Below are 12,540 nucleotides of genomic sequence, written 5' to 3' on the forward strand. Positions count from 1 at the left end.
ACGGAAGCCCAATGTCCAATGCTTTGGATACCATGAAAGCCCTCATCGAAGAGATTAACCAGCATAATTACAATTATTATACGCTTGATAAGCCGGCCATTACCGATGCGGAGTGGGATGCTCTCTATGACCGGCTAGTGCGGCTGGAGAAGGAAACCGGCACCGTGCTTCCGAATTCGCCTACCCAACGGGTGGGCGGGGAGTCACGCAGGGCTTCGACGAGCATCGGCACTTAGCCCGGCTTTGGAGCCTCGATAAGGCACAAAACCATGACGACCTTATGGCCTGGTACAACCGTGCCGTGAAGCTCGTGAATGATTATAACGGACGGCATCCGGAGAACCCCGCGCCTCCGCTTTCTTTCGTGCTGGAGCTCAAATTCGACGGGCTGACGCTGAATCTGACCTATGACGGCGGTGAGCTGGTCCAAGCGGCGACACGCGGAACCGGGGCTATCGGCGAAGGCATTCTGGCGAATGTCAAAACGATCAAGTCCATCCCGCTAACAATCCCATACAAGGACGGAATTCTTGAAATCCAAGGCGAAGGCATTATGAACCTGTCGGTGCTGGAGGAGTACAACAAGACGGCGGCGGAGCCTCTGAAGAACGCGCGCAACGGCGGCAGGAGCTCTCCGCAACTTGAATCCGAAAGTAACGGCTGAGCGTCGCCTCAATGCTTACTTTTATAATGTAGGCTATTCGGATAACATCCAGTTCACGAATCATCAAGAAATGGTGCATTTCCTTGAGCAGAACCGGTTCCGTGTCAGTCCCTATGTGAAATTTTTTGAGGATATCAGCGAGGTTGAGCAGGAAGTGCAGAAGCTGGCGGCGCGGCTGGGGCGAGCTGGACTTCCTGATCGATGGCCTTGTCATCAAAATCACGGATATGCGCACGCGCGAAGTGCTTGGCTATACCGATAAATTTCCACGCTGGGCGGTAGCCTATAAGTTCGAGGCGGAAGAAGCGGTAACGAGCATCGTGGGCGTCATCTGGAACGTAGGCCGCACGGGCAAGGTCACACCGGTGGCTCAAGTAGAGCCGGTCGATATAGCCGGAGTAACCGTCAGCAATTGTACGCTCAATAACATGGATGACATCGAACGGAAAAATTTGAAAAACGCTCTCGGTAGCCTGGTGTACATTCGCCGCTCCAATGACGTGATTCCCGAGATTCTCGGCAAGGTGACGGAGGAGCAGGACGGACAGCCGATTACGGCGCCGACGCACTGTCCTTCTTGCGGTACCCCTGTGGAGCTCCGCGGCGCGCATCTGTTCTGTCCGAACAAGTATGAATGCCGTCCGCATGACTGATCGGCCGTATTGCGCATTTCGCTTCCCGCGATGCAATGGATATTGAAACCTTCAGCGAAAAGACCGCAGAGCGGCTCTACGACGAGCTCCAGGTTCGTGACCCTGCCGATTTGTACTACTTAACTTTTGAGGACCTGATCAAGCTGGAGCGCTTCGGCGAGAAGAAAGCTACGAAGCTGATTGCCGCCTTTGAGAAAAGCAAGACCTGCGATCTCGCGGAGTTTCTTTACGCCTTAGGTATTCCGAATACGGGCAAGACGACGACCAAAGTGCTCGCCGATCATTTCCATGACTTGGATAAGCTGATGCAAACCACGCAGGAGGAGCTTATTACCCTTCAGGATATCGGGGGTATTGTGGCAGACAGCATCGTCGGCTTCTTCCGCGATCCGGCGATGCGGCGCAGTATTGAGCGAATGCTGGTCGCAGGGGTCACGCCTTCGGCTCAAGAGCAGGAGGAGGTCGTCCATACCGACAGTCTCTTTTTTGGTAAAACCGTCGTCATCACCGGCTCCTTCACAGCTATGGGTCGGGATGAGCTGACCAAGAAGCTCGAGAAGCTGGGTGCTAAGGTCACGGGCTCCGTTTCTAAGAAAACGGAGATCGTCGTTGCCGGAGAAGCGGCCGGCGACAAGCTTACCAAGGCTCAGGAGCTGGGGATTCGCATCATTGATGATGAAGCCGAGCTTTTAGAACTTATCGGCGAATAATCCTAACGTATCATTAATAAGTCCCTGCAGGCGTCAATCTGCGGGGACTTTTCATGTTTTTTGGGATAAAAAGAAAAGTGATACGCATAAACTAAAACTCATTGTCTGTTTGTGTTTTTAGGTGTTTTTCCTGGGTTAAAAAAATGGGGGTTGCAAAGTATAGTCGATTTGTGCTACATTATTGCTTGTCGCCGCGAAAGACCGGTGACGCTGGGAAAAATAAGATGTTGCAAAGTTTGACTGAAAGTGATAAGATGTATTCTTGTCACGACAAAAAACAACATCGATGACGAAAGCTCTTTGAAAACTGAACAAATGAGTTCGAATGAACGAAATAAATAGTCAGCAATGACTTTTGAGCTTTAAATCAACTCAACTTTATTGGAGAGTTTGATCCTGGCTCAGGACGAACGCTGGCGGCGTGCCTAATACATGCAAGTCGAGCGAGGGTCTTCGGACCCTAGCGGCGGACGGGTGAGTAACACGTAGGCAACCTGCCTGTAAGACCGGGATAACTACCGGAAACGGTAGCTAAGACCGGATAGATGGCTTCTCCGCATGGAGGAGCTTGGAAACACGGCGCAAGCTGTGGCTTACGGATGGGCCTGCGGCGCATTAGCTAGTTGGTGAGGTAACGGCTCACCAAGGCGACGATGCGTAGCCGACCTGAGAGGGTGATCGGCCACACTGGGACTGAGACACGGCCCAGACTCCTACGGGAGGCGACAGTAGGGAATCTTCCGCAATGGACGAAAGTCTGACGGAGCAACGCCGCGTGAGTGATGAAGGTTTTCGGATCGTAAAGCTCTGTTGCCAGGGAAGAACGTTCCGGGGAGTAACTGCCCTGGAAATGACGGTACCTGAGAAGAAAGCCCCGGCTAACTACGTGCCAGCGACCGCGGTAATACGTAGGGGGCAAGCGTTGTCCGGAATTATTGGGCGTAAAGCGCGCGCAGGCGGTCTTTTAAGTTTGGTGTTTAAGCCCAGGGCTCAACCCTGGTTCGCACTGAAAACTGGGAGACTTGAGTGCAGGAGAGGAAAGTGGAATTCCACGTGTAGCGGTGAAATGCGTAGAGATGTGGAGGAACACCAGTGGCGAAGGCGACTTTCTGGACTGTAACTGACGCTGAGGCGCGAAAGCGTGGGGAGCAAACAGGATTAGATACCCTGGTAGTCCACGCCGTAAACGATGAGTGCTAGGTGTTAGGGGTTTCGATACCCTTGGTGCCGAAGTAAACACAGTAAGCACTCCGCCTGGGGAGTACGCTCGCAAGAGTGAAACTCAAAGGAATTGACGGGGACCCGCACAAGCAGTGGAGTATGTGGTTTAATTCGAAGCAACGCGAAGAACCTTACCAGGTCTTGACATCCCTTTGAATGTCCTAGAGATAGGGCAGGCCTTCGGGACAGAGGAGACAGGTGGTGCATGGTTGTCGTCAGCTCGTGTCGTGAGATGTTGGGTTAAGTCCCGCAACGAGCGCAACCCTTGATTTCAGTTGCCAGCATTAAGTTGGGCACTCTGAAGTGACTGCCGGTGACAAACCGGAGGAAGGTGGGGATGACGTCAAATCATCATGCCCCTTATGACCTGGGCTACACACGTACTACAATGGCCGGTACAACGGGCGGCGAAGGAGCGATCTGGAGCGAATCCTTAGAAGCCGGTCTCAGTTCGGATTGCAGGTCGCAACTCGCCTGCATGAAGTCGGAATTGCTAGTAATCGCGGATCAGCATGCCGCGGTGAATACGTTCCCGGGTCTTGTACACACCGCCCGTCACACCACGAGAGTTTACAACACCCGAAGTCGGTGGGGTAACCGCAAGGAGCCAGCCGCCGAAGGTGGGGTAGATGATTGGGGTGAAGTCGTAACAAGGTAGCCGTATCGGAAGGTGCGGCTGGATCACCTCCTTTCTATGGAGTCCATGATGGCTGTAGGCCATCGGACAAGCATTATAACATTCGAAACTCATTTGTTCAGTTTTGATGGAGCTTTCTTATTAAGTGCTGTATGGGGCCATAGCTCAGCTGGGAGAGCGCCTGCCTTGCAAGCAGGAGGTCAGCGGTTCGATCCCGCTTGGCTCCACCAAATATAATTTTTGACAGCTCTTGAAAGACATCCCTCAATGTGGTAATATAGCTTTCGTTGCTGTTTTTAGCGAAGAAAGTAGTTGTTCCTTGAAAACTGGATATCGAAACAAAGCAAAATGTCGAAGATCATCCGATCTTACAATAGCTATTAGCGAAATATGCTGTTTAGGAGTGACTTTGTGCGAAGCACAACGGAACGAAGAAATAGCATATGGAGCGATAGGTTAAGCTAATAAGAGCACACGGAGGATGCCTAGGCACCAGGAGCCGAAGAAGGACGTGGCGAACGACGAAATGCCTCGGGGAGCCGTAAGCAGGCTTTGATCCGGGGATGTCCGAATGGGGGAACCCGCGTGAGGTAATACTCACGTACCACACAGTGAATACATAGCTGTGTAGGAGGCAGACGAGGGGAACTGAAACATCTAAGTACCCTCAGGAAAAGAAAACAAAAGTGATTCCGTCAGTAGCGGCGAGCGAAAGCGGAGTAGCCCAAACCAAGGGGCTTGCCCCTTGGGGTTGTAGGACGTCAATGTGAGTGCAGGTTGGTAGGCGAACAGGTCTGGAAAGGCCGGCCACAGTGGGTAACAGCCCCGTAACCGAAAGCAACCGAGACTCTAGACGGATCCTGAGTACGGCGGGACACGTGAAACCCCGTCGGAATCCGGCAGGACCATCTGCCAAGGCTAAATACTCCCTGGTGACCGATAGTGAAGCAGTACCGTGAGGGAAAGGTGAAAAGAACCGCGGGAGCGGAGAGTGAAAAAGAACCTGAAACCGTGTGCTTACAAGAAGTCAGAGCTCGTTAATGAGTGATGGCGTGCCTTTTGTAGAATGAACCGGCGAGTTACGTTTACGCGCAAGGTTAAGGTGAGAAGCCGGAGCCGCTGACGAAAGCGAGTCTGAATAGGGCGCAATTTAGTACGTAGACGTAGACCCGAAACCGTGTGATCTACCCCTGTCCAGGGTGAAGGTGCGGTAACACGCACTGGAGGCCCGAACCCACGAATGTTGAAAAATTCGGGGATGAGGTGGGGGTAGCGGAGAAATTCCAATCGAACTCGGAGATAGCTGGTTCTCCCCGAAATAGCTTTAGGGCTAGCCTCGGGTGATGAGTCGCGGAGGTAAAGCACTGATTGGGTGCGGGGCCCGCCAAGGGTTACCAAGTCCAGTCAAACTCTGAATGCCGCAGACTTTAACCCGGGAGTCAGACAGTGAGTGCTAAGATCCATTGTCAAGAGGGAAACAGCCCAGATCATCAGCTAAGGTCCCCAAGTGTGTGTTAAGTGGGAAAGGATGTGGAGTTGCAAAGACAACCAGGATGTTGGCTTAGAAGCGACCACCATTGAAAGAGTGCGTAATAGCTCACTGGTCGAGTGACTCTGCGCCGAAAATGTAACGGGGCTAAACACACCACCGAAGCTATGGGTCCATATATGGGCAGTAGGGGAGCGTTGTAACAGCAGTGAAGGTTGATCGTGAGGACAGCTGGAGCGGTTACAAGTGAGAATGCCGGTATGAGTAACGAAAAGACAAGTGAGAATCTTGTCCGCCGTAAGCCTAAGGGTTCCTGAGGAAGGTTCGTCCGCTCAGGGTAAGTCGGGACCTAAGGCGAGGCCGAAAGGCGTAGTCGAAGGACAACAGGTTGAAATTCCTGTACCACCGTGAACCGTTATGAGCGATGGGGTGACGCAGAAGGATAGTGACGCGGACTGATGGATGTCCGTCCAAGGCCGAGGCTGGTTAGTAGGCAAATCCGCTAACCGACAGGCTGGGCTGTGATGGGGAGCGAAATTCAAGTAGCGAAGGTCATGAGTTCAAGCCGCCAAGAAAAGCCTCTAGCCAGGGAGAAGGTGCCCGTACCGCAAACCGACACAGGTAGGCGAGCAGAGCATGCTAAGGCGCTCGGAAGAACTCTCGTTAAGGAACTCGGCAAAATGACCCCGTAACTTCGGGAGAAGGGGTGCCTCGGTAGGGTGAATAGCCCGAGGGGGCCGCAGTGAAAAGGCCCAAGCGACTGTTTAGCAAAAACACAGGTCTGTGCGAAGCCGCAAGGCGAAGTATACGGGCTGACGCCTGCCCGGTGCTGGAAGGTTAAGGGGAGCGGTTAGGTATATACCGAAGCTGTGAACCGAAGCCCCAGTAAACGGCGGCCGTAACTATAACGGTCCTAAGGTAGCGAAATTCCTTGTCAGGTAAATTCTGACCCGCACGAATGGCGTAACGACTTGGGCGCTGTCTCGACGAGAGATCCGGTGAAATTTTAATACCTGTGAAGATGCAGGTTACCCGCGACAAGACGGAAAGACCCCATGGAGCTTTACTGCGACTTGATATTGGACTTTGGTACGATCTGTACAGGATAGGTGGGAGCCTAGGAAGCCGGAGCGCCAGCTTCGGTGGAGGCGCCGTTGGGATACCACCCTGATCGTATCGGAGTTCTAACCTGGCACCCTGATCGGGTGCGGGGACAGTGTCAGGTAGGCAGTTTGACTGGGGCGGTCGCCTCCTAAAGAGTAACGGAGGCGCCCCAAGGTTCCCTCAGAATGGTTGGAAATCATTCGAAGAGTGCAAAGGCATAAGGGAGCTTGACTGCGAGACGTACAGGTCGAGCAGGGACGAAAGTCGGGCTTAGTGATCCGGTGGTACCGAATGGAAGGGCCATCGCTCAACGGATAAAAGCTACCCTGGGGATAACAGGCTTATCTCCCCCAAGAGTCCACATCGACGGGGAGGTTTGGCACCTCGATGTCGGCTCATCGCATCCTGGGGCTGAAGTAGGTCCCAAGGGTTGGGCTGTTCGCCCATTAAAGCGGTACGCGAGCTGGGTTCAGAACGTCGTGAGACAGTTCGGTCCCTATCTGTCGCGGGCGTAGGAAATTTGAGAGGAGCTGTCCTTAGTACGAGAGGACCGGGATGGACGTACCGCTGGTGTACCAGTTGTCTCGCCAGAGGCACGGCTGGATAGCCAAGTACGGAAGGGATAAGCGCTGAAAGCATCTAAGCGTGAAGCCCCCCTCAAGATGAGATTTCCCAGTATGTAAGACCCTTGTAGACGACGAGGTAGATAGGTTCGGGGTGGAAGCGCGGCAACGTGTGGAGCTGACGAATACTAATCGGTCGAGGGCTTATCCAAATGTACCCCACAAAGTGAAGTGAAGCTGACGAAGCGTATACCGATTACTTTGCGGGGACCCCATAGCTAGACAAATTTGCTAGCGAAGACATCTCGTTTGGGAGCGACTTTGTGCGAAGCACAACGGAGTGATAAAACGAGATTGTCGGAGCGTTTCGAATCCAGTTTTTAGGGTGCAACTTACTGCATCCAAGTGATCTTGGAGAGATACCCAAGTGGCTCAAGGGGACCCTCTGCTAAGGGGTTAGACTGCGTAAGTGGTGCGAGGGTTCGAATCCCTCTCTCTCCGTTTCTTTATATGGCGGCGTAGCTCAGCTGGCTAGAGCGTACGGTTCATACCCGTAAGGTCGGGGGTTCGATCCCCTCTGCCGCTACTTATCATATGGAGGCTTAGCTCAGCTGGGAGAGCATCTGCCTTACAAGCAGAGGGTCGGCGGTTCGATCCCGTCAGCCTCCACCATATGTTTATTTATGCCGCTGTAGCTCAATTGGTAGAGCAACTGACTTGTAATCAGTAGGTTGGGGGTTCAAGTCCTCTCGGCGGCACTGTTTTACTTAATGTGTGGAGCCGTGGTGTAGAGGCCTAACATGCCTGCCTGTCACGCAGGAGACCGCGGGTTCGAATCCCGTCGGCTCCGCCATTTAACCTCAATCTAATACAAGCATATGGCTCGGTAGCTCAGTCGGTAGAGCAGAGGACTGAAAATCCTCGTGTCGGCGGTTCGATTCCGTCCCGAGCCACCATAGGTTATCCTGCTAAGCGGCCGATCACCACAACCTGGAGGCTTAGCGAAGTGGCCAAACGCACAGACTGTAAATCTGTTCTCGTACGAGTTCGGTGGTTCGAATCCATCAGCCTCCACCAGTTTGCTTTGAGCCATTAGCTCAGTCGGTAGAGCACCTGACTTTTAATCAGGGTGTCGTAGGTTCGAGTCCTACATGGCTCACTTTTCTAAACAAAAATAGCAAGAGACCACCCGTGTGGTCTCTTTTTTGTTTCTCTGTATGCAAGAGAAGCTAGCGCGGCTTCTCTTCGACGGATCTAAGCTTTTGCGCCATGGAGGCGGCTTTATCACGCCTGTCATCGATTTTAATCGATGTGCTGACGCGGTTGGCGCCTCGCAAGAAAGGTGCTTCATGCAAGCGACGTACGACGGAAAGAAGCTCATCCAACTCACCTTCGATGATAGTGCTCATGGGCGTCATTTGAAACTGGATTGTCTCCGGGGCTTCCTCCAGCGACCGATGAAGATCCGCGACATAAGAGCTTAAGCTGGTGCTCGCCGTCCCAATGGGGATAACTGTAATCTCAATAATCGCCAATGCCTTTTCTCTCCCCTAATCCCAAAATGAAGTTATGTTGCCAATACATCCTATCTAAGCATAGAGCCAAAAAAGCAACATTACAAGAAGAGTCTGCGTTAAGTAGATATCTGCCCTGCAAAGGTTAATGATGCATACGGCATGATTCCGACCTTCATCCCGGGCGTAAGTATTGTATCTATCGTTTGCTGAAGGTTCTGTACCACATGCAACCCTAGAAGCTCGGGTAAATAGCTCGGCGACGACGAATACAGGTAGACCTGATCTTTGCTGGAGCGACTCGTCGATATGCAGTATTTTATGGGCGCCGATAACAAACTGCTCTTTCAGCTTACGCACCATCCAATCCCGGCTCGGCATCGTATCAACCCAATACTGTAAAGTTCCGTTGCCTAGCATTTCACTGCACTGGGCGGCAATGATAATCGTACCTCCCGGCTTTGTAAAAGCGGCGGCATTCTTCATCGATTTAATAGCTTGATACATCTGCTTATCCTTGGGGTCACCTCCCGGAGAAGCAATGACAACATCATAGAGTTCTTCCTCAGTCGGGACTACGAAACGCTGGGAAGCTAATGAAATACCGGCCCGGTGGGCTTCCATGACGTCGCCCGCAACGGCCTCTAGAACATTCTTATCGATGTCGACGATCGTATTGAGCAGGAAGTGGATCGGCACAAACCGGAGTACCTCTTCCAAATCGCGATGAATGGGATTATCGGATTTTCCGGGTTCGGCTTTGTACTTAAGCGAGAGCCCGTGATTGTGCTCAATGGTCCGGTGTGAGGCTGTTCCCGGCACCATAGCCTTGACCCCCCGGAGATACCGACCAGCGCATGCGGCTCAATATTGCCTGTTGCAATAAGCAAAGGCGCGGTAGCTACAATTCGATTTATTTCCAGCGGCGTGCCTGCGGAAGTAGTCCCTACAAAAACACAGTCCTCCGACAAAGAGGAATGATTATGTATACGGACGCGGCGGTAAATGCTAGACCCGACAAGGTGTTCGATTTCCTCTGCGCTATGCTTACGATGGAGGCCCAATGCAATAACGACATCAACCGCTTCGTCGGGAATGCCGCCGGCATGTAACTCCTCCAGCAGAACCGGAAGCATCAAATGACTTGGGGCCAAGCGACTCCCGTCGCTAATGAGAATAACCGCACTTTTTTTACCGCGGGCTAGTTCATTCAATTGCTTGTCGCCAATAGGCTGTTTCATAGCTCGCTGTAATACGGAATGGGAGGAATCCTCCTCGTAAACAGGCTTGTCCCGATAAGTAACCACCTTGGCGGAGACAGATGAGGGAAGCTGGAAGGTTACAGACGCGGTTCCAAATCTGAGATGGTAAATGGGAGACTTCTCCTCTCTTTTATTCTAACTTTCTAACATTCTTTCCACCAAAAGTGAAAATATCCTTATTACGGTAGGGGTCATTTTTTAAGGCCAATATTATGGTAAGTGAGGGAAATGCTCCTGGTTGATCTTTTAAGACTGGAAGCAGAAGGTGCTCCAACCCCAAAAAGGCCGGTCCTCAAACCTTCGAAAACCCAGTAGTGACGCGGCTTTTGCATCTTACCTACATAAAAAATCAATTACAAGTCAAACTCCTTGCTTGATAGGGGTTTGGCTTATTCTGGTTTTCCTCCCATTAGCTCTCGTATAGAGGAAAAGTTTGAGGAATGCGCACCCGTTTCCTCCCATGGTAATCTGTGAATGCGGGTACAGTGAATACCCAAACATGGAGAATACTACACGAACTGGGAGGAAGCGTTTCATGTTGAAGAAAAGCGCTGTAATTCGTACGGCAGGGCTGACTGTCGCGATGACGGTTATGTTGACAGGGGTTTTTGCGGGCTCGGCCTTTGCCGCCTATGATGATATGGATGCTGTATCCTTGGCCAAAAAGACGGTAGGCAAGGAGTATACCCTCGGCGGGGAAAGCATGAGTAACGGGTTTGATGCTTCCGGTCTGATCCATTATGTATTTGAAAAGATTGATTATAATATGCCTCGTTCCCTCGATGCTCAATACAAGATGAACAAGCCGTTCATAAAAACGCTAAGCAGTGTCAAGCCTGGCGATGTGCTTTTCTTCGGCTCCGGCGGCAAAGAACCCAAGCTTCTCAGCAATTTATATTGGTAATGATAAAATGGTCATGGCGTCCAAAGCGAAGGATGAGGTAATTACTCGTGATGTCGATCTGTATAAGAGTCAGTTTATCGGAGCCCGACGCGTACTTAGCAGTGACGACCAGAAGAAAGTCGGCTTGGTGCTGACAGCAAGACAATACTTGGGCACTCCTTATGATTTTGGGGCGAAATATGGGCAAACCCGGACCTTCGATTGCTCTTCCTTTATGAAGTGGATTTATAACAAGCATGGCATTGAGCTCCCTCGCGTATCCCGAGACCAAGCGAAGGAAGGCCGTTATATAAGTAAGAGCAACCTGGAAACGGGAGATCTCGTATTCTTCACAACCAAGGATTCCGGTGGTAAAATCGGACATGTTGGGATGTATGTCGGTAACGGCATGATGATTCATACCTACGGCGAAGGCGGGGTAAAATACAGTACAATCGAAAGCGGTTGGTGGAAGGAGCATTATGTAACGGCCCGCCGCGTTCTATAATTTCGAAGTTATCCGAACCCTGCGAAACGGCAGGGTTTATTTTTTTCCATAAAACTAGATACGGTTGTGATACAATAGAGGTAGTATTCATACGGTGATCACTATTATATAGAGAGTAAGGAGCCTCGGAATGGATTGGGAACAGTTGAGAGAGAAGCTGCAGCAAATTCTGAATGTGCCCGTACAATGGATCCGATGGCCTTGGAGCGATTGGCTTCAGGCCGTAAAGCAAAGTAGTAATCGGGAAGCGGACCAAGCGGTTATGCCGGGTCGAAGCATGGAGCAGGGGGAGAGCCTCTTTTTTCTTGTGCAAAAGGAAGGTCAAGAGGCGCATCTATTGCAGCTCCCATCGGCAGGCGTAACGGCTGTAGAGCGGCAACTGGTTTCATTAACGATAACGTCAGGACTCAAGCGCAGCGGTGACAAGAAGAGTGCAGGCTCAGGTCTTAGCGACGAGGAGCGCAAGGCGGCGCTTGTCCGCGATTGGGTGCGTCAGCAGCAGGAGCTGGGATTCCATCAGGCAGAGATGCCGGACACGCTTGTCTCCCAGATGTCTCTATATTCAAGTAAAATCCCGCTGCTGCTTTACGGTGATTCGACTACTTCTCGCAGGGTGCAATTTCAAGAGCTGAAAAAGCTGCTGGAAAGCTTCTTCGACGCAGAGATCACACTTGTTCCTCTAACGGATAATGAGTGGGTCATTCTTGGTCCGGAAAAGATCCTGTCCGCTGATACGCTGGATGAACGCGATTCCGAGGATGAGGAAAGCTTGGAGGATCAGCTTGCCGCAATTGGCTACGGGTTACACGAAATGCTGGAGAGTGAATGGGTGGGAGAGTGCCATCTGGCCATTCATTATCCGATCAAACCGGCCAAATCGTTATACAGCGCGATTCTGCAGCTAAGAGAGACGATCATGCTTGGACGCACCTATCACGTAGGCAGTAATATGCATTTGCCATGGAGCTTGCAGCTTGAGAAGCTGATACATCATATTCCCGAGGCGGAGAAAAGCGGCTTCCTGGAGAGGGTGCTGAAGCGGCTGGATGTGGTGCTCGATTCGGAGACCATGACGACGCTGGAGCAGTTTTTTGCCCTGGATTGCAATGTCAGCGAGACGGCCAAGAAGCTGTATATTCATCGAAACACGCTTTTATACAGACTCGATAAGTTTAAGCAGGAGACGGGTTTGGACGTGCGGACCTTCAACGACGCGGTTCTTGTGAAGATTGCCATGCTATTGTACAAAGTAACGAAAAGGAAGTGATTTTTTTGTGAAGATTGTGCATAGTCATAAGCGTGTCTGTAAGGTAAGATGGATCTATAAGTTGA

The 12,540-nt window shown here is 51.6% G+C and carries 5 protein-coding genes, 9 tRNA genes, 2 rRNA genes and 2 pseudogenes; 15 read left to right on the plus strand and 3 right to left on the minus strand.

Annotated features, from left to right (window positions below; translation table 11 throughout):
* Positions 1-11 precede the first annotated feature (11 nt).
* From ligA to RAC89_RS13015, 12 genes and pseudogenes are all read left to right on the plus strand, one after another.
* Positions 12-2,027, plus strand: a pseudogene (gene ligA / locus RAC89_RS12960) (NAD-dependent DNA ligase LigA).
* Between the two features lie 378 nt (positions 2,028-2,405).
* Positions 2,406-3,940: ribosomal RNA gene (locus RAC89_RS12965) — 16S ribosomal RNA — on the plus strand.
* Between the two features lie 99 nt (positions 3,941-4,039).
* Positions 4,040-4,115, plus strand: a tRNA-Ala gene (locus RAC89_RS12970).
* Positions 4,116-4,339: 224 nt separating this feature from the next.
* Positions 4,340-7,253, plus strand: a 23S ribosomal RNA gene (locus RAC89_RS12975).
* Together the 16S and 23S rRNA genes with 9 tRNA genes alongside form the textbook arrangement of a ribosomal RNA operon.
* Before the next feature lie 201 nt (positions 7,254-7,454).
* Positions 7,455-7,542: transfer RNA gene (locus RAC89_RS12980), tRNA-Ser, on the plus strand.
* Between the two features lie 11 nt (positions 7,543-7,553).
* Positions 7,554-7,627: transfer RNA gene (locus tag RAC89_RS12985), tRNA-Met, on the plus strand.
* A gap of 10 nt (positions 7,628-7,637) precedes the next feature.
* Positions 7,638-7,713, plus strand: a tRNA-Val gene (locus RAC89_RS12990).
* A gap of 13 nt (positions 7,714-7,726) precedes the next feature.
* Positions 7,727-7,799, plus strand: a tRNA-Thr gene (locus RAC89_RS12995).
* Positions 7,800-7,817: 18 nt separating this feature from the next.
* Positions 7,818-7,894: transfer RNA gene (locus tag RAC89_RS13000), tRNA-Asp, on the plus strand.
* Between the two features lie 27 nt (positions 7,895-7,921).
* Positions 7,922-7,997, plus strand: a tRNA-Phe gene (locus RAC89_RS13005).
* Between the two features lie 36 nt (positions 7,998-8,033).
* Positions 8,034-8,118: transfer RNA gene (locus RAC89_RS13010), tRNA-Tyr, on the plus strand.
* A 9-nt stretch (positions 8,119-8,127) separates the two neighbouring features.
* Positions 8,128-8,200, plus strand: a tRNA-Lys gene (locus RAC89_RS13015).
* Positions 8,201-8,270: 70 nt separating this feature from the next.
* On the opposite strand, the gene RAC89_RS13020 is transcribed toward RAC89_RS13015, so the two are convergent.
* The 3 genes and pseudogenes from RAC89_RS13020 to RAC89_RS31665 all read right to left on the minus strand — a co-directional run.
* Positions 8,271-8,576 (minus strand): MTH1187 family thiamine-binding protein, encoded by a 306-nt coding sequence (locus RAC89_RS13020; protein ID WP_306613958.1) that lies wholly within the window; start codon positions 8,574-8,576, stop codon positions 8,271-8,273.
* 54 nt (positions 8,577-8,630) lie between these two features.
* Positions 8,631-9,380 carry a nickel-dependent lactate racemase family protein gene (locus RAC89_RS13025; RefSeq protein ID WP_306613959.1) on the minus strand — a complete coding sequence of 250 codons (750 nt, stop codon included), beginning with the start codon at positions 9,378-9,380 and terminating at the stop codon, positions 8,631-8,633.
* Between the two features lie 65 nt (positions 9,381-9,445).
* Positions 9,446-9,862: pseudogene (locus RAC89_RS31665) on the minus strand (lactate racemase domain-containing protein); the annotation flags it as partial.
* Positions 9,863-10,352: 490 nt separating this feature from the next.
* Here RAC89_RS31665 and RAC89_RS13035 point away from each other — a divergent pair.
* The 3 genes from RAC89_RS13035 (at position 10,353) to RAC89_RS13045 (ending at position 12,475) form a co-directional block, all read left to right on the plus strand.
* Positions 10,353-10,721: a C40 family peptidase gene (locus RAC89_RS13035; RefSeq protein WP_306613962.1), complete on the plus strand. Its 369-nt coding sequence runs from the start codon at positions 10,353-10,355 to the stop codon at positions 10,719-10,721.
* Positions 10,722-10,734: 13 nt separating this feature from the next.
* Positions 10,735-11,208, plus strand: coding sequence for a C40 family peptidase (locus RAC89_RS13040; RefSeq protein WP_306613963.1), 474 nt, complete (start codon positions 10,735-10,737; stop codon positions 11,206-11,208).
* Between the two features lie 130 nt (positions 11,209-11,338).
* Positions 11,339-12,475 carry a PucR family transcriptional regulator gene (locus RAC89_RS13045; protein WP_284643398.1) on the plus strand — a complete coding sequence of 379 codons (1,137 nt, stop codon included), beginning with the start codon at positions 11,339-11,341 and terminating at the stop codon, positions 12,473-12,475.
* Positions 12,476-12,540 lie beyond the last annotated feature (65 nt).

Origin of the sequence: Paenibacillus sp. GD4 (assembly GCF_030846225.1) — a bacterium.
Taxonomy (GTDB): domain Bacteria; phylum Bacillota; class Bacilli; order Paenibacillales; family NBRC-103111; genus Paenibacillus_G; species Paenibacillus_G silviterrae.